16 protein-coding genes are annotated in these 16,675 nt (G+C 51.0%); 3 read left to right on the top strand and 13 right to left on the bottom strand.

The window, feature by feature from the left end; genetic code table 11:
- The first annotated feature begins 81 nt into the window (after positions 1–81).
- Positions 82–1,167, top strand: a complete 1,086-nt coding sequence (locus tag OGW16_RS11855) for a malate/lactate/ureidoglycolate dehydrogenase (RefSeq protein WP_200000353.1) — start codon at positions 82–84, stop codon at positions 1,165–1,167.
- Between the two features lie 97 nt (positions 1,168–1,264).
- On the opposite strand, the gene ybiJ is transcribed toward OGW16_RS11855, so the two are convergent.
- The 5 genes from ybiJ to mcbA all read right to left on the bottom strand — a co-directional run bounded on the left by ybiJ (position 1,265) and on the right by mcbA (position 5,729).
- The gene (gene ybiJ / locus OGW16_RS11850; RefSeq protein ID WP_003831561.1) at positions 1,265–1,525 is read right to left on the bottom strand and encodes a DUF1471 family protein YbiJ; all 261 of its coding nucleotides are present in this window, start codon (positions 1,523–1,525) and stop codon (positions 1,265–1,267) included.
- 300 nt (positions 1,526–1,825) lie between these two features.
- The gene (locus OGW16_RS11845) at positions 1,826–2,092 is read right to left on the bottom strand and encodes a DksA/TraR family C4-type zinc finger protein (protein ID WP_003035233.1); all 267 of its coding nucleotides are present in this window, start codon (positions 2,090–2,092) and stop codon (positions 1,826–1,828) included.
- A gap of 75 nt (positions 2,093–2,167) precedes the next feature.
- A complete protein-coding gene (gene ybiX / locus OGW16_RS11840) occupies positions 2,168–2,845 on the bottom strand; it encodes a PKHD-type hydroxylase YbiX (RefSeq protein ID WP_286518478.1) in 678 nt (225 codons plus the stop codon).
- Positions 2,846–2,888: 43 nt separating this feature from the next.
- Positions 2,889–5,174, bottom strand: a complete 2,286-nt coding sequence (locus OGW16_RS11835; protein WP_043017870.1) for a catecholate siderophore receptor Fiu — start codon at positions 5,172–5,174, stop codon at positions 2,889–2,891.
- A gap of 294 nt (positions 5,175–5,468) precedes the next feature.
- Positions 5,469–5,729 (bottom strand): DUF1471 family periplasmic protein McbA, encoded by a 261-nt coding sequence (gene mcbA, locus OGW16_RS11830; RefSeq protein ID WP_213731987.1) that lies wholly within the window; start codon positions 5,727–5,729, stop codon positions 5,469–5,471.
- A 210-nt stretch (positions 5,730–5,939) separates the two neighbouring features.
- Here mcbA and rlmF point away from each other — a divergent pair, with 210 nt between their 5' ends.
- Positions 5,940–6,866 carry a 23S rRNA (adenine(1618)-N(6))-methyltransferase RlmF gene (gene rlmF / locus OGW16_RS11825; protein ID WP_043015693.1) on the top strand — a complete coding sequence of 309 codons (927 nt, stop codon included), beginning with the start codon at positions 5,940–5,942 and terminating at the stop codon, positions 6,864–6,866.
- Here the strand turns inward: rlmF and ybiO are convergent.
- From ybiO to rhtA, 6 genes are all read right to left on the bottom strand, one after another.
- Positions 6,863–9,100, bottom strand: coding sequence for a mechanosensitive channel protein (gene ybiO, locus OGW16_RS11820; RefSeq protein WP_043015694.1), 2,238 nt, complete (start codon positions 9,098–9,100; stop codon positions 6,863–6,865). The genes rlmF and ybiO overlap by 4 nt on opposite strands.
- A 118-nt stretch (positions 9,101–9,218) precedes the next feature.
- Entirely contained in the window at positions 9,219–9,941 is a 723-nt protein-coding gene (gene glnQ / locus OGW16_RS11815; protein ID WP_003035246.1) for a glutamine ABC transporter ATP-binding protein GlnQ, read from the bottom strand.
- Positions 9,938–10,597, bottom strand: coding sequence for a glutamine ABC transporter permease GlnP (glnP, locus tag OGW16_RS11810; protein ID WP_043015695.1), 660 nt, complete (start codon positions 10,595–10,597; stop codon positions 9,938–9,940). The genes glnQ and glnP overlap by 4 nt, the downstream gene beginning before the upstream one ends.
- 139 nt (positions 10,598–10,736) lie before the next feature.
- Positions 10,737–11,483 (bottom strand): glutamine ABC transporter substrate-binding protein GlnH, encoded by a 747-nt coding sequence (gene glnH / locus OGW16_RS11805; RefSeq protein ID WP_016152370.1) that lies wholly within the window; start codon positions 11,481–11,483, stop codon positions 10,737–10,739.
- Between the two features lie 365 nt (positions 11,484–11,848).
- Entirely contained in the window at positions 11,849–12,352 is a 504-nt protein-coding gene (dps, locus tag OGW16_RS11800) for a DNA starvation/stationary phase protection protein Dps (RefSeq protein ID WP_043015696.1), read from the bottom strand.
- 303 nt (positions 12,353–12,655) lie between these two features.
- Positions 12,656–13,543 carry a threonine/homoserine exporter RhtA gene (gene rhtA, locus OGW16_RS11795; protein WP_003035255.1) on the bottom strand — a complete coding sequence of 296 codons (888 nt, stop codon included), beginning with the start codon at positions 13,541–13,543 and terminating at the stop codon, positions 12,656–12,658.
- A 410-nt stretch (positions 13,544–13,953) separates the two neighbouring features.
- On the opposite strand from rhtA, the gene ompX reads away from it, so the two are divergent.
- Positions 13,954–14,469, top strand: a complete 516-nt coding sequence (gene ompX, locus OGW16_RS11790) for an outer membrane protein OmpX (RefSeq protein ID WP_003035257.1) — start codon at positions 13,954–13,956, stop codon at positions 14,467–14,469.
- 63 nt (positions 14,470–14,532) lie between these two features.
- On the opposite strand, the gene OGW16_RS11785 is transcribed toward ompX, so the two are convergent.
- Together OGW16_RS11785 and mntS are read right to left on the bottom strand one after the other, a co-directional pair.
- Positions 14,533–16,119 (bottom strand): phosphoethanolamine transferase, encoded by a 1,587-nt coding sequence (locus tag OGW16_RS11785; protein WP_047412464.1) that lies wholly within the window; start codon positions 16,117–16,119, stop codon positions 14,533–14,535.
- 275 nt (positions 16,120–16,394) lie between these two features.
- Positions 16,395–16,523, bottom strand: a complete 129-nt coding sequence (mntS, locus tag OGW16_RS11780; RefSeq protein WP_003831584.1) for a manganase accumulation protein MntS — start codon at positions 16,521–16,523, stop codon at positions 16,395–16,397.
- Between the last annotated feature and the right edge of the window lie 152 nt (positions 16,524–16,675).

Here is a 16,675-nt window from a genome sequence, read left to right as displayed (position 1 = left end):
GACCTCCTGAGCGCCGTGGCGCAGCATAGTTTGTTGAAAAATAAGAAACACAACAAACACGCGACACAACAGGAGATAACAATGAACAGTGGACATCGCTTCCATGTGCCAACACTGCACGCCTTTATCCAGGCCGTTTTTCATCAGATGGGAAGCAATGAGCAGGAGGCGCGGCTGGTGGCAGATCATCTGATAGCCTCTAACCTTGCTGGTCACGACTCCCACGGCATTGGCATGATCCCAAGCTATATTCGCTCATTCTCACAAGGGCACCTGCAGATCAACCGTCATGCCAAAGTGGTCAAAGATGCGGGAGCGGTGATAACGTTTGACGGCGACTGTGCGTTTGGTCAGGTGGCGGCGCACGAGGCAATCACGCATGGAATCGAAAAAGCGCGCCAGTACGGTATCGCCGCCGTGGCATTACATAATTCGCACCATATCGGACGCATTGGCTACTGGGCGGAACAATGTGCGGCGGCAGGTTTTGTTTCGGTGCACTTTGTGAATGTGGTAGGTATCCCGATGGTCGCACCGTTTCATGGCCGCGATAGCCGTTTTGGCACCAATCCCTTCTGCGTTGTGTTCCCGCGTAAAAATACTTTCCCGTTGTTGTTGGACTATGCGACCAGCGCCATCGCGTTTGGCAAAACCCGTGTGGCATGGCATAAGGGCGAACCGGTGGCACCTGGATGCCTGATTGACGCAAATGGAGTGCCCACGACCGATCCTGCCGTAATGCAGGTTTCTCCGCTGGGGTCGTTACTGACATTCGCCCAACATAAGGGTTATGCGCTGGCGGCGATGTGCGAAATTATGGGCGGGGCGCTTTCTGGCGGTAAAACAACACATGAAGAAAGTCTGCAGACCAGCGCGGATGCCATCATCAACTGCATGACGACCATCATTATAAATCCGCAACTGTTCGGCGCGCCGGACTGTGATAACCAGGTTGCGGCATTTGCTGAGTGGGTGAAAGCGTCTCCGCATGCTGAAGGTAACCCGATCCTGTTGCCAGGGGAGTGGGAGGTGAATACGCGTGAGGAACGGCTGGCGCAAGGTATTCCGCTGGATGCCGGGAGCTGGAAAGCGATTTGCGAGGCGGCGCTGCAAATAGGGATGCCAGACGTCGTGTTACAGGAGTTCCGTCAACGTCTGGAACACTAAGCAAAAAAAAGCCCGTCCAGTGGCGGACGGGCAAACAAAGGGTAACAAACAGGGTCAATGAGGGTTGGAGCATTGGGTCGTACAGGTAATTTCTCGGTTATTTATAGATAACCGCGGTGCCGCTCATTTTATCTTTGCCGATAGCGGAAGTAATGCTGTATCCCGTTGCGCCAGCAGCATTTGCTTTCTCAGCGAGTTTGGCTTCCAGGCCGTCCAGCGTAGTGGCGCCGTCAGCAGATACCACACCAATTTTGTTCATGTTTTGTGCCTGAGTAGAGGAAACCGGCTCGGCAGCGAAAACGCCAAATGACAGGGTAGACAGAGCGATGGCGGCAACAGCAAATTTGATATTTTTCATGATTAATTTCTCGCAGGGTTGTTCTGTTAGTCAGTGTTCTTTAAGAAGACGTTGTTTCGTCGATGTGAGAAGTATCACGTTTTTTTATGCGAGATAAAATCGAATAGAATTGACGGCATCAATCAAAAAAATTGAATGACAAATAACTTATTGAATATTAATAAATTCGAAAGAGGGATTTACAGTTCTTGTCATTGCGCTTTACAGAGACACCGACAACGGCACATTTTGCTACACAGAGTGCAAAAAAGCGTGCTCGTAAAGGAAATTGTATACGCTAAAGCTTTTGGTAAAGATAAGTCAACGTAGCTGGCTGTCTTTTGAACCTCTGCGATTATATCCTGAAAATGCCGCACTATGTGAATCTTTATCCTGTTGGCAAGTGATGCACAAGCGTACGCCTGGCACGGCCTCACGTCTGGCCTGAGGGATAGGATTGCCACATTCTTCGCATTCATACAGACTTTCCCCCGTCGGTAATTCACCGCGGGCGCGGGCTACAGCATCTTCAATAGTATTGTTGATCTGTTCGTTAACCGCGTCGTCATTTGCCCATCCGGATGCCATGCTTACCTCCTGCTGATGTCTACAGAATAAGTATAGCGAATGTGATGGCTGAAAAACGACCACGCGTTACCACTATCAGATTTCAGACCATTCGCGCAGCAGGTTATGGTAGAGATTGAGAAGCGAGAGGATCTCGCTACTCTCCCCATGACGTGTTTTCAGGGACTGGATGTTTTTATCCAGTTCAAAAAGCATGGCGCGATTTTTGTCGTCACGGATCATCGACTGGATCCACATAAATGACGCCACACGAACGCCTTGGGTCACCGGCGTGACGCAGTGCAGGCTGCTGGAAGGGTAAAGCACCAGATCGCCCGCCGGCAGCTTTACCGCATGCTGGCCGTAGGTATCATTGACCAACAACTCTCCTCCTTCATAATCATCAGGATTACTCAGGAATAAGGTGGCGGAAAGATCTGTGCGCATCCAGCCGTTTTCCGGATGGCTACGCACCGCGCCGTCAACGTGAAAACCGTAAGTCTCGTTGTCCTGGTAGCGATTAAACAGAGGTGTGGAGAGTGTTTTCGGTAATGCTGCGGCGAAGAATAGTGCGCTGCTATTCACCGCAGTTTGTACCGCCTGTTGTAAAGCGCCATAACGCGCACTTTGCGTATCCACCTGCTGGTTGTTTTTAACCTGTGCTCCCTGAGCGCCGGTGGTTGCACGGCCATCAACCCAGTCGGCAGCGTCCAACTGTTCGCGAAACCAGGCAACATCCTGAGCTGTCAGAACGCCGGGAATGTGGTACATCATCAGTGTTTCTCCTGAAAGTGGGGCTGACGCCCCACGTAAAAGATCAGAAATGCATATTTGCAGTGAGCAGGAAGGTTCTTGGCTCGCCCGGATGGTAACGGTATCCGCTCTTGTTAATGGAGGATACGTAATCGGTGTCGAACAGGTTATAGACGTTTAGCTGGAAATCGAGATTGCGATTCACGCGATAGCCCAGTTTGGCGTCGGCGACCCAGTAACCTTCAGTGTAGGATGGCGTACCGACCGCACCGTCGGAACCGCGATGCATGCTGCCCACGTAACGAGCGCCCGCGCCAACAGAGATATCATCGGTAGCCTGATACTGGTTCCACAGCGTGAACGCATGTTCAGGCGTATACGGCAGGGATGAAGACCCATCCTGAGCAACGTTTTTACCATTGTGGATGGTAGCGCGTTGCTGGGTGTAGCCACCAATAACCTGCCATGCGGGGGTGATGTTGCCTGCTACCGAGAGCTCGTAGCCTTCAACGCGTTTCTCTCCGTACTGGGAATATGTTCCGTCGTCGTTCTGCTCAACTTCGTTTTCAATATCCGTGCGGAAAATCGCGGCGGTTAACAGCAGGCGCTTATCCAGCACCTCCCATTTGGTGCCGATCTCGCTGGTTTTCGCTTTCTGCGGTTTGAAATCGGTACGGTTCGCACTGTTACCGCTGCCGCCCTGGGCAAGAGCAAAGTTGCTGCCGCCTGGCGGTTGCTGAGAAACGGCATAGTTGATGTACACGTTACCATTATCGGTCAGGTGATACAGCGCACCCGCTTTCCAGTTAACCAGATTGCCTGATTTGGCTGTATCCACAGTGGTGACCGGGGAACCTTTGACCACACCTGTCGGGCACGCGACAGCGCCACGCCCGGAGGCGCCGCAAGCGGTGGCGCTGTCATATTCAGTGCGGTAATTGTCGAGGCGAATACCACCGTTTAGCTCAAACTCACGGGTAACTTGTAGCGTATCAAAAGCGTATATACCGAAGGTATCGGTTTGTCCGTTAGCGTTGGCGCCGTTACGCGACAATCCGCCGATATTCACATTGCTGTCGGGATGATAGATATTCACCGGTGGTGGGGTGATCGGCGCCACGCCATAATTGGTTTGCGTTTCGCGCGTTAGCTCCACGCCGGTACTGATGTCGTGACCGATGGATCCCGTGTAAAACTTTGAGGTCAGATTAGTCTGGTTGGTGAGGATTTTATTGCTGACATCTTTGGTATTTGCCAGGCGTGACCAGGTCCAGGTATCGACACTACTGGTTGGTTGAGTGATGTTAGACGCGCCGCCCATCACCGCCGTCATCAGATAATCTTGTTTAATACGCGACCAACGGGTGGTGTTGCGAATAGTGGTGCTGTCGTTCAGGTCATGTTCAAAACGCATCGTTGCGGTATCGGTCGTCGAATCGTCGTAATCCGAGTTGGTGCCGTAGAAGTTATGCGTATCTACTTTTCCTGAATGATTCAGTGCAGAAGTCCCCGCGGATGGTGCGGAATACCCCGGCAGGCCAATGGTAGGGATACCGCCATCCGGCGTGTTGTGCTGGGTGACATGAAGATAGTTCAGGTACAGTCGGTTCTCAGTCCCTAAGCCAAAAGCGAGAGAGGGGGCCACACCATAACGTTCATTCTTAACATTATCGCGACCCGCATCATGGGTTTTTTCACCCATCAGGTTTAAACGTGCGGCGGTGGTCTCGCCGATGACCTGGTTAATGTCCAGCGTACCACGACGGAACCAGGCGCTACCGACGCTGGCTGACGCATCGATCCCGGAATCGGTGCGCGGCTGTTTGCTGATCATATTGATGGAACCCGTCGGCGCGCTACGTCCATAGTCGGTACCGGAAGGACCTTTGATCACTTCCACCTGTTCTGTATTGAAGGTGTCGCGCGTGACGCTGCCAATATCACGGACACCGTCGATATAAATACTGTTCGAGGTATCCGCACCACGCATGTAAACCGCGTCGCCTGTGCTGGAGTTTCCGTTCTCACCGGCAAAAAATGCGCCAACGCCCGGTACGTTTTTCAGCGCATCGGTCAGATTTGTTGCGCCTTGATCCTTAATCACCTGTTCAGAAATCACCGTCATGGTGCGGGTGGTATCCGCCACCGGGCGGGAGAATTTAGGATCGGCAGACTGCGTTGGGGCGTACAGCGAAGGTTTGGCCGCTTCAACGACCAGAGTGTCTTCTTGTTTTTTATCCTGATTGCCCGCGGCGACAGCCTGAGCTACCGGGGACAGGCCAATGCACAGACCGGCAAAAAAAGTCAGTGAGTGAAAACTACTGGACGGCAAGTTGCGATTTTTATCCATGTTAATGAGTGACTTATTATTGTTTGAGTAAACGGTTTCACTCGCGCGAAGGGACATCTCTATGGATGTTATACCCTGCAGGCCTCGCGGAAGTGGACTTGTAATTGATAATGATTTTGATAAGCATTACTAATCAGTGCGACGTTTTAGCATTCATTACTTCAAAAATAAATACATTTGTTTACATTGGATTCAAAATTACTACACGGTGATTACAATTCGCACCGGGAATGACGTGAATTGCGGACAGCTAACTGCATTCGGGATGAATGCAGTTGGGCTAAGGTGAGGGGGTTACTTATAGATAGTTGCGGTGCCGTACATCTGGTTTTTACCGCCCGCAGAATTGACGACAAAGCCTTTGGCGCCTTGCTCTTTCGCTTTCTCAGCCAGCTTGTCTTCGAGATCGCTCAGGTTAGAGGCGCCGGTAGCGAAAACTGTGCCGGAAGCCTGTAGCTGACCGATAGCAGGGCTGGTGTAGGGCTGTGCAGCAAAGGACGCAAATGTCATGCCGGTCAGGACGGTAGCGGCAAGTAATGTGAGGCATTTCTTCATAGTGATATCCTCTGAAAAACAACAGGTGTGCCTGATAAGTTTAGGTCGTCAGCACAGGACATTTACCGCAAAAAACTGGTGAAAACCTGTCTGTTTTTTGAACAACTGGCAAGGCATTAAACAGGCGTGAAAAATCAAATTTCCTTGTTGCATGTGTTTACCGCGTGGCGTTATGCGGGTATCTTACGCCGCTGTTAAAAGGAGAATGCTATGTCCGCCCAGAAACCGGGATTACACCCACGCAACCGCCACAACGGCCGTTATGATCTTGCGACTTTATGCCAGGTTACGCCCGAGCTGACGCAATTTCTCACCCTCACGCCCGGCGGCGAGCAGAGTGTTGATTTCGCGAATCCGCAGGCAGTGAAGGCGCTCAATAAAGCGCTGCTGGCGCATTTTTATGCGGTGAAACACTGGGATATTCCAGACGGTTTTCTGTGCCCGCCGGTTCCTGGTCGTGCAGACTATATCCACCATTTGGCCGATCTGTTAGGTGAAACCAATGGAACCATTCCGGCAAATGCGAGCGTACTGGACGTGGGAGTAGGGGCCAACTGTATTTATCCGCTGATCGGCGTGCATGAATACGGCTGGCGATTCACCGGGAGTGAGACCAGCAACGAAGCGTTTAACAGCGCTCAGGCGATCGTAAATGCCAATCCGGGGTTAACCCGTGCTATTCGCCTGCGTCGCCAGAAAGATGTTACGGCAATCTTCAACGGTATCATTCACAAAAATGAGCAGTATGAAGCCACATTGTGTAACCCGCCATTCCATGATTCTGCGGCCTCAGCCCGCGCCGGAAGCGAGCGCAAGCGCCGTAACCTGGGCCAGGATAAAGATGATGCGCTGAACTTTGGTGGACAGCAGCAGGAGCTGTGGTGTGAAGGCGGCGAAGTGGCGTTCATCAAAAAAATGATCGCCGAAAGCCAGGCCTTTGGACGTCAGGTGATGTGGTTCACCACGCTGGTTTCGCGCGGTGAGAATTTGCCGCCGTTGTACCATGCATTAACGGATGCGGGCGCGGTGAAAGTCGTCAAGAAAGAGATGGCCCAGGGGCAAAAGCAGAGCCGCTTTATTGCCTGGACCTTTATGGATAACGATCAGCGCCGACGTTTTATGGCGCGTAAACGCTAAAGCGTGGGCTCGGTTGGCGGCAGCGGTTCGCTTGCCGTCGATACAGGGCCATTCACCGGTGCAGGCAAGACCTGATACGTTTGTACCGGGGCGCGTATGTTGGCCAAATCGAAGTATTTCTTCACCTGACTGTCGAGGGCAAAACGTACCGTCCACTGCTTCAGCGGTAAAGTAGTAAACGAGACCCTGAGCGTGAAAGCCGTATTGGTTAATCCCACGATCCCGGCAAACGACGGCTCGCCGATAATAAGACCGCGGATATCTTCTTTTTCCATCACCGCAGCAACCGCGTCTTTCAACGCTTGATTCGCTTTATCCGCATCCTCATGACGGTCTACGTCGTAATTGGCGACGACCGATCCAATTCCACGCACAAAGTTGGCGAAGGTCGTTATCGATGACCAGGGAATGATATGGTACGCCCCGGTGTCTTGACGCACACCCACAGAGCGGATGGACATTCGTTCAACCGTGCCGGTGAGTGGGCCGATGGTCACCAGGTCGCCGGTGTTCATACCATTTTCGAACTGAATAAAGATCCCGGTAATAATATCTTTTACCAGCGTTTGCGAGCCGAAAGAGATAGCCAGCCCCAACGCCCCGGCCCCGGCCAGTAAGGGGGCGATATTGACGCCAATTTCAGACAGCACAATCATGATGGTGATCGTGCTGATTATTACCGCCAGCGCATTGCGAAACAGCGTCAGCAAAGTGCGGGTTCTGGCGCTGGGTAGCGGGCGGCCATGAATATCGGAAGCCAGACGATTTTCAATCAGGCTGGCAAGGATCGTCCAGCCGATGGCGGAGAAGAATAAAATCAGCGCGATACGGATCAGAATATCCACCGTTTTTTCTCCTGCGCCGTAATGCAGCCAGTTCCAGAAGTCGAACAGTCCCCAGGCATTCAATAGCAGCATCACCGCAACGCACACCGTCAGGATCCTGGCCACGCTTAACGCCGTCGACAGCCAGCCATTCAGTCGTTTTTGTAATTCCGGATAGCTGCGCTGGGTGTGTGGCGAAAGGGTAATGGTCTTGGCTATCCAGCGGGAAAACATGCCGGATACAAAGGCAGCAATCCCGATAATCACGAGGCTGCGCAGCGTAGCGCCCATCATGAATTTCAGGCTGTTGCCAGGATCAAACAGCGAGAAGAAAAACAGCACAATGAAGTAGGCGCTGGCCAGCCAATGCCATACCAACGCAAAAGCGCGGATAAACAGGCTGAAGAAAGCTAACGATCTTTCCGCCAGATTCTGTAAATGCTGTGTTATCTCTTTCTTGTTTCTGAAAATCAGGTACAGCGCCCATAGCGTAATACACAGCATGATGATGACGTTTGCCATCGCGCCGACCTGCACGTTGACCTGATTGGAGATAATGGGAACGGCAACGATCAGTCCGTAACCAATCAGACTGCTCAACGAACTCAAACGGCGATTCCAGTAGCGAGCACCAGCATCCTGAATGTTAAACGGGCGCAGTTCGGCCACCGTTGGGCAAAATATCAGACGTAGAATGGCTTTGAAGAATTCAATCAGGGCAAAGGCATTGAGAAACAGGCTTTGCTGAAAGGCGATCGTGCGACTGCCGGCGTTCATTCGGTCGCTCAGTATTTGCCCGACAAACAATGTCAGCGCCAGCAGAAGCAAATCGATAATGAATGCGCCGATTATCATTGCCGGAAGCTGGAGCCAGTTGCTGCGTTCACGGTTTTTCCGTCGTGCCCATTGCCCCATTTTGCGATACAGCGGAAGCGCGCACAGGCGAATCAACCAGAAAAAACCGAACACTGACGCCGCCAGCATTAAAAAATGGGTCAGGGCATTGGTGAAAGTTTGTGGGTTAAAACTCTTATGCGGTGCGTCGGTAATATTACGGTAAAGTTGGGCAAAGCGGCTGGAGAGCGCCTCACCGTAGTGCCGTGTGACATCCGTGACGTTTTCCAGCACCGTTTTTTCTTCTGTTAATGTGGGTGGAACAATGGTTGGCACCGGCTCGGCAGGGGGCGCTGTCGCCACTTTGCGTAACTGATCGATCAGTTCCTGACGTGAGGCGTCATTTTCCAGCACATCCGCCAGTGCGCCGTAGGCCGCTTTCTTCTGTTCAACATCCGGCTCTTTCGTTGGCGCGGTTTGTGCGTTGGTTGACGTTGGCGAGGTGACGCCAGGTATCGTCACCGCCTGAGCCGGAATACTCAGCAGACAAACAAAGATGAACAGGATCCAGCGCATGACTCCTCCCATGAGAAAATAAATTCAAAAGGATAAGTATAGATGTCAGGGCGGGGGAGAAATGAAATGAGAGGATTCTGGTGAAAAACCTCCCTTCGGGCGAAGGGAGGCTGAACTATCAGGAAACGTGCTGCAAAAATTCCTGTAAGCGTTGGCTGGGCGGATTTTCAATCAGGGCCTGCGGATTACCGTCTTCGGCAATACGTCCCTTATCAATGAAAATCAGGCGTGAAGCCACTTTTTCGGCAAAGCCGATTTCGTGGGTTACAATCACCATGGTCATCCCTTCTTCCGCCAGATCCTGCATAACTTTCAGAACTTCATGACGCAGTTCCGGGTCCAGCGCTGAGGTTGGCTCATCAAACAGCATCATTTTCGGCTTCACCGCCAGCGCACGGGCGATAGCCACACGCTGTTGTTGACCACCGGACAGTTCAGAAGGGTAGTGATGCGCACGCTCAGCCAGACCCACTTTCGCCAGCAGCTCTTTAGCCAGTTTCTCAGCCTGCTCTTTATTCGCCCCGCGTACGCGCTGCGGTCCGAACATGACGTTTTCCAGCGCCGTCAGATGCGGGAACAGATAGAACTGCTGAAACACCATCCCGGCTTCCTGGCGGATTAACCGCTCGTCTACCTTCGGATCGTTTACTTTCAGACCATCGACGATCAAATCGCCGGAGGTGATTTCTTCCAGTTTGTTAATACAGCGCAGCAGGGTAGATTTACCGGACCCGGACGGACCGATAATCACCACCACTTCGCCCTGCTGAATGTTCAGGTCAATATTGTGCAGCACCTGAGTTGGACCAAAGTGCTTAGAAACGTTTTTAAATTCAATCACAGGATTTTCATCCTTCTTTCCAGACGACGCAGAATGAAGCTCAGCACCAGCGTAATGATCAGATAGAACACCGCAACGGCGCTCCAGATTTCCAGTGCGCGGAAGTTACCGGCAATGATTTCCTGGCCCTGACGGGTCAGTTCAGCGACGCCAATGACAATAAACAGCGAGGTATCTTTTATGCTGATTATCCACTGGTTACCCAGCGGTGGCAGCATACGACGCAGCGCGAGAGGCAAAATTACGTGGCGGATAGTCTCTGTGCGTGAAAGTCCAAGCGCCAGTCCGGCTTCGCTGAATCCTTTATGGATTGAGAGCACCGCACCGCGGGTGATTTCCGCAATATAGGCCCCGGAGTTGATCATGATGGTGACAACGGCGGCGCTAAAGGGATCAATGCGTAAATCGTTAAATGCCATTGGCAGGGCGAAGTAAATAAACATCACCTGCACAACGATTGGCGTACCGCGAATGACTTCGATAAACACCAGCGCTACGTGGTTGGCTATCCAACCGCCGAAAGTACGTGCAAACCCCGCTGCAAGCCCGATTACCAGACCGCCAGCCAGACCGAGGACCGAAATCCACAGGGTCATTTTGGCGCCTTCAATCAAAAGCGGGATGGCGGGCCAGATGGCACTCCAGTCAAACTGCATATGTCGTTCCTGTTACCGTGGTGTAAATATACAAATGCCTGTTTTACCGGATTCACCGTGTGGTTATTCGGCCTACAGGTCTCAAAAATCCCGGCGTAAGCCCGGTAAGCATCGCGCTACCGGGCAACGCTGCCGGTTATTATTTAGGTTCAGTACCGAACCATTTTTTGTAGATTTCGTTATACGTGCCGTTCTCTTTCAGCGTTTTCAGCGCGCCGTTCACTTTCTCGCGCAGTTCATCGCTGCCTTTCGGGAAGGCGATACCGTACTGCTGGGCTTCCAGGGATTCACCTACGGCTTTGAACTGGCCGTTACCCGCAGTTTTGATGAAGTAAAGAATGTTTGGCGTGTCGTGCAGCACGGCGTCTGCGCGGTTGGTGCCCAGTTCCATATACGCGTTATCGATATTCGGGAACTGACGCAGGTCTTTGGTTTTGATGTTAGCTTTTGCGTAATCAACGGAACCGGTGCCGCTCTTCACAGCGACGACTTTACCATCCAGATCTTTCACGCTTTTCACGTCGTTATTATTCGCTTTGACCATCACTAACAGACCGCTTTTGTAGTAGCCGTCAGAGAAGTCGATCGCTTTTTTACGCTCATCAGTGATGGTGATACCCGCCAGTGCCAGGTCGATATTTTTGGTTTGCAGAGCCGGGATGATGCCGCTGAAATCCATTGGTTTCAGTTCATAATCCAGCTTCAGTTCTTTGGCCACGGCAGCCCACAGATCCACATCAAAACCAACGTATTTGTCACCCTGTTTGAATTCGAACGGTACAAACGCGGTGTCGGTTGCGACAACCAGTTTCTTATCTGCGGCATGGGAGGACACCGCAAAAGCCAGGGTAAGTGCAGCCAGTGAAACTTTTAATACAGACTTCATAGGATTTCCTTTTATATCCACGGGGCGATCCCCTGCGAGAACATATGGCTTAATGAAAAAATCGTGCCAATTTTGCAACTCATTGTTTTAACAAGAGGGTGTCTTGTTTCTCTGCACAATAAGTAGGGCAAAGCGGGCGATCTGCACTATTTTGGGGCACTCATTTGGTGCGTACCTGACACGGTGCAAACGGTATGACTATTTAGCGTAAAAATTGTTGATAAAACAATCTTTCGTTAACGATTGTGTGAGGTGATTATTACAATTAATTTACTTTGGAGTGACGAATGATCAAAGTTATGCACCATAGAAGTGCAAAACCCCCGCCAGGGCGAGGGTTATATAGGTAATTCTTATGTCTGCTGTTATTCAATATTGGCTTCGATAAACCACAGGAATTTGTCGAGATCGCGTGACGCGGCGGTGAAGATATCTGCAGTATCTTCGTCTTTAGCTTCGCTAATGGCTTTACGTACGCTATTCGCGACGACGGCATAACGATCGGCCAGCTCTTTTAAGTGGTCCTGCACGCTATGGATATCTAGCGGGTAGCTTTTCAGAGGCGTTTTGCTGTTAATCACTTGGGTTGTACCCAGTGCGACTCCGCCCAACTGTACGGCGCGCTCAGCCATGGTGTCGAGGTGATCGGTCAGGGCTGTGCGGAAGCCATCCAGCATTTCATGTACGGCAATAAAGTTGGTGCCGCGCATGTTCCAGTGAGCCTGTTTGGTGATCAACGACAGGTCGATGAACTGGATCACTTGCTGATTCAGCAGCTCTACGGTCGCTTTCTTTTCGCTATCTGTCACATCGTTGCGGGTATATAGGAGGGCAGATGCTTTTGTTTTTACCAATTTTGCGGTACTCATATTTTCATATCCTCTTGATATTTATGTCCCAGCTCTTCAACGGGATTAAGTATAGCGCTAAATTTGGATTTGTTTTTCCGATCTTGCCTATCACTTTAATAGCGAAGAGAGAGGTTGGTATAAAATAATTAATGAAATCATAGTGATATGATGGTTGTTGCCGGGGCGATGTTATTTTTATGTTAATGTAAAAAGTAAAAGAAATATGCGGATGAGAAAAATATATTTATTAGAATAATTATCACGCAGATTTACAATTGGATATTCTGCATGATTATGCAAACCATGCAGAATATTAAGTGGTTAATTCACGTCAACTTGCTTAATTTGCGGTTCTTTGCGAATAGTGAGCGTAGACCCCATTGATGCGACGATAATGGCGCCCAAAGCGAGCGTCTGGATAAGCGTCAGCGTTTCACCGAGGAAGATCATTCCGGAAACCGCTGCCAGTGCGGGCTCCATGCTCATCAGCGTCCCAAAAGTACGGGTTGGCAGCCGCGTCAATGCAATCATCTCCAGCGAGTAGGGAAGCGCAGTGGAGAGGACCGCAATGGCGAGGCCTAACGGCAGAATGGACCAGTGCCACAGGGCATCTCCAGCCTGGATCGCGCCGATGGGGACAAAAACCAGCGCCGCAATTAATGACCCAACCGCAACGGTCGCCGGACCATGTTCCGCGCCTGCACGCTGCCCGGTAAGAATATAGATTGCCCAACAGGCGCCAGCCCCCAGCGCCAGCGCGGCGCCGGTTAAATCCACGTGAGAAACGTCCTGACCTAACGGCAGCAGGAACCACAGCCCGAGAACAGCCAGTGCAACCCAGATGAAATCCACCGGACGCCGGGATGAAAACAGCGCTACCGCGAGCGGACCGGTAAACTCCAGCGCCACGGCAATTCCCAATGGCACGGTCTGGATTGACAGGTAGAAGAGATAGTTCATCCCGCCCAGAGACAGGCCATAAAACAGCAGGGGCAGGCGCTGTTCTTTGGCGAATCGCAAACGCCAGGGTTTAAAGAAGGCGATAAGGATGAGGGTGCCCAACGCAAGGCGCAACGCGGTAACGCCCGGCGCGCCAACGAGCGGGAACAGCGATTTCGCCAGAGATGCTCCGCTTTGAATGGATGACATAGCAATGAGCAAAACCAAAATAGGCAACCAGACTGGCGCTTTACGTGACGACCCCGGCATCCTTTCTCCTGTCAATGATGATTACACGCCTTCATCTGCGCGACGTTGCAGTTTTGCTACGACACGGATGACTTTATGTATAGAAAAGTAAAACAGCGAGTGTAATGGAAATACGCATCGCTGGTTGACTATTCGTTGAAAAAAAAATTGCTCAGTTCCGTACAATGGCATGAAAATGATGGATTAATAATCTGTGTGATTAGGATTAATCTGGATGAATGTGCCATATTGTGCGCGCAATAATGGCATTTTACGTTAGAAAAGTGATGTTAATTGAAAGAGATAGCGGGTTTCTGAAATGTTCTGTTACATGAAAGACCCCGTTAGACATCGCGAATCGCAAAGAGTTTCCCATCAATTTTTGGTATATTTAAAACTTAAGATTTACTTGAAGCACATTTGAGGTGGTTATGAAAAAAATTGCATGTCTTTCAGCACTGGCCGCTGTTCTGGCTTTCTCCGCAGGTACTGCAGTAGCTGCTACTTCTACCGTTACCGGTGGTTACGCTCAGAGCGATGCTCAGGGCGCAGCGAACAAAATGAACGGTTTCAACCTGAAGTATCGCTACGAGCAGGACAACAACCCGCTGGGTGTTATCGGTTCCTTCACTTACACTGAAAAAGATCGTACCGATGCTTCTGGCGACTACAACAAAACCCAGTACTACGGCATCACTGCTGGTCCGGCTTACCGTCTGAACGACTGGGCAAGCATCTACGGTGTAGTGGGTGTTGGTTACGGTAAATTCCAGAACGCAGCATCCCCGGCTGACAACCACACCACCAGCGACTACGGTTTCTCTTACGGTGCTGGTCTGCAGTTCAACCCGATCGAAAACGTTGCTCTGGACTTCTCCTACGAGCAGAGCCGTATTCGTAGCGTTGACGTTGGCACCTGGATCGCTGGCGTGGGTTACCGCTTCTAATCACTCCGGTGATATGAAAAATCCGCCTTTTAGGGCGGATTTTTTTTGCGTGTAATTTAGAGATTAACGAGATTTGGTCTCAAAGATATCGGTACCAAGATGGTTGTAATCCACCTTCTGCAGTTTGAAGTTGGTGATGTACACCGGGCCGGCCTTTTTCTCTGAAATAAAGCGGTAGCTGTTGGTAATTTCCTTTGCGCTTATCCCTGTCCACTGTGAGAAAAAACTGAGGAAATCATTCGCAGAGCGACGGGCTTTAATCACCCGATGCGCTTTATCATCGCTCGACAGCACCATGAAAGGCACCTGGAAATTCTGCTGGAACTGATCGTCATGCGCCAGGTACTGCACCTCTTTTCCTCGCTCTTTAAACGCGAGGCCATGATCGGAAAAATAGACCATCGAGAAGCTGGTACCGCTGTTACGTAGCTGATCGTATAGCTGACGCAGCAGGTCATCCGTCTGCGTCATAGTGTACAGGTAGCAGGATGTCTCTTTTGACTGGACGAAGGTCTCGTATTTACCCTGCGTACGGTCGCAGGCCTGTGGATGTGAGCCCATTAAATGCAGCACGATGAGCTGTGGCTGGGTGCGCTCGGTTGCCAGCACCTGGGCGGTCATCTTCAACAGCGCTTCGTCACGGGTGTTTTTATCCGCTTCGAAATCACCGCTTTTGAGAAACTGAACTTCATCAGCGCGTTTCGCGATGCTGGCGATGGCCGTATCGTATTCACCAATCTGTCCCTGATTGGAAAACCACCACGTCTGGAATCCCGCTCGGTTGGCCAGGGTGACAAAGTTATCCTGGAACTGGGGCTTATTGTCGACCACCCGATTCAGCGTCAGGCCGAGTGATTTTTGCGTCGAACCGCTTGCCGCAATGTAATCCGCGAAGATGTAGCCGTTAACGGAGCTGGCAAACGGGGTGTTATCCCAGTGGCCGCCAAACGCGCCTAACGCATCGCGGCGGGCGCTTTCGCCGATCACCACGACGTAGGTGTGATACTTCGGCTTGACGGCGGTTACCGTCCAGCTGTCTTTTACGCTCGACAGTTTCGCCATACGCTCTTGTTCATCGAGCACTTCGTTGTTATTGACGATAACGTCCTTGGCAAAGCGGAAAACCGGATAGCCAGTATCTTTCAGCTTGAACACGCCGCCCCAGGCCAGGTTTTGCATCGGGGTAACAAAGAATGCGACAACGCTGAACAGCAAACAAACGCTGTCGAACTTGTTCCAGCCACGCTGCTGTACATCTTTTTTACGGCGTACGGCGATAACGCCGAGGGCGAAAATAAATACCCCAACCAGATAACTGTACCAGGGGAAGATGGTCAGTATTTCAGTAGACTCTTCCATATTGGTTGAGTGCAGCGCCAGCAAAGTATTGAAGTTCGGCGCACCATAAGCCTGGCCGAACGGAAAGTACATTGCCGCAATGAGTGAGCAAATGCCAATCAGTGCTTTCTGCACGCGCGGCGCGCTACGCCACAGCAGCATCAATATACAGGTGAAAGCAACGCTATAGAGCAGGCTAAGCGGATAGCCCAGCGCAAGGTTGATCAGCAGAGACTGTAAGAAATAGAGGCCAGTCCACGGACTAATTGCCCGGCTACGAGCAATGATTGAATCTTTGAGGGTTAAATTCATATGCCACTGTTACAAAAACGCCATGTGCTTACCCTGGCGCTAAGGGTCATTGCCTGCCTGAGAGAGCGAGAAGAGGGATAGGGTCCGCATCCGCGAGCCGCAATATACGCAGGGCTGCGAAAAGATAGAGTGTGCGCAGGAGAAGGTCAACTACTACAAAGAAATTGTTTTGCGAGGGACGTGGCAAAACTGACAAAAAGAAGGGTTATTGGCAGGAAAACGATAGCCGTATCCGAGTTACGGCAGGAAAAGAAGCGGCGTACCGCGACGCCGCATTATTTTTCTGAAGGTTTATCCTGCTCTGGTTTGCTGTTAATCATGTCGCACAGCATAGAGATAAGCATTAACCGTACTTTAAAGGGAGAGTGGCTAAACACGCGTATACACCTCTTAAATTCATTCATATAAACCTCCTGACTTCACGATCCCATCAGTCCTTGAGGGATGTCTTTATTATATACAGATATAGCACAGGCTATATTATATAGCTATTGCTAAAACGTTAATTTTTTGTGCCCACGCAACTCTGGTTTACAATGAGCGCTCTCTAATCAGA

The organism is Citrobacter sp. Ce104 (genome assembly GCF_030334595.1).
Taxonomy (GTDB): domain Bacteria; phylum Pseudomonadota; class Gammaproteobacteria; order Enterobacterales; family Enterobacteriaceae; genus Citrobacter; species Citrobacter europaeus.
This window is presented reverse-complemented; position numbering and strand designations above follow the sequence as displayed.

Excerpts from the sequence above, each read along its gene's own strand:
- OGW16_RS11855 (WP_200000353.1), top strand. The coding sequence starts at position 82 with ATGAACAGTGGACATCGCTTCCATGTGCCAACACTGCACGCCTTTATC.
- ybiJ (WP_003831561.1), bottom strand. The coding sequence starts at position 1,525 with ATGAAAAATATCAAATTTGCTGTTGCCGCCATCGCTCTGTCTACCCTG.
- OGW16_RS11845 (WP_003035233.1), bottom strand. The coding sequence starts at position 2,092 with ATGGCATCCGGATGGGCAAATGACGACGCGGTTAACGAACAGATCAAC.
- ybiX (WP_286518478.1), bottom strand. The coding sequence starts at position 2,845 with ATGATGTACCACATTCCCGGCGTTCTGACAGCTCAGGATGTTGCCTGG.
- OGW16_RS11835 (WP_043017870.1), bottom strand. The coding sequence starts at position 5,174 with ATGGATAAAAATCGCAACTTGCCGTCCAGTAGTTTTCACTCACTGACT.
- mcbA (WP_213731987.1), bottom strand. The coding sequence starts at position 5,729 with ATGAAGAAATGCCTCACATTACTTGCCGCTACCGTCCTGACCGGCATG.
- rlmF (WP_043015693.1), top strand. The coding sequence starts at position 5,940 with ATGTCCGCCCAGAAACCGGGATTACACCCACGCAACCGCCACAACGGC.
- ybiO (WP_043015694.1), bottom strand. The coding sequence starts at position 9,100 with ATGCGCTGGATCCTGTTCATCTTTGTTTGTCTGCTGAGTATTCCGGCT.
- glnP (WP_043015695.1), bottom strand. The coding sequence starts at position 10,597 with ATGCAGTTTGACTGGAGTGCCATCTGGCCCGCCATCCCGCTTTTGATT.
- glnH (WP_016152370.1), bottom strand. The coding sequence starts at position 11,483 with ATGAAGTCTGTATTAAAAGTTTCACTGGCTGCACTTACCCTGGCTTTT.
- dps (WP_043015696.1), bottom strand. The coding sequence starts at position 12,352 with ATGAGTACCGCAAAATTGGTAAAAACAAAAGCATCTGCCCTCCTATAT.
- rhtA (WP_003035255.1), bottom strand. The coding sequence starts at position 13,543 with ATGCCGGGGTCGTCACGTAAAGCGCCAGTCTGGTTGCCTATTTTGGTT.
- ompX (WP_003035257.1), top strand. The coding sequence starts at position 13,954 with ATGAAAAAAATTGCATGTCTTTCAGCACTGGCCGCTGTTCTGGCTTTC.
- OGW16_RS11785 (WP_047412464.1), bottom strand. The coding sequence starts at position 16,119 with ATGAATTTAACCCTCAAAGATTCAATCATTGCTCGTAGCCGGGCAATT.
- mntS (WP_003831584.1), bottom strand. The coding sequence starts at position 16,523 with ATGAATGAATTTAAGAGGTGTATACGCGTGTTTAGCCACTCTCCCTTT.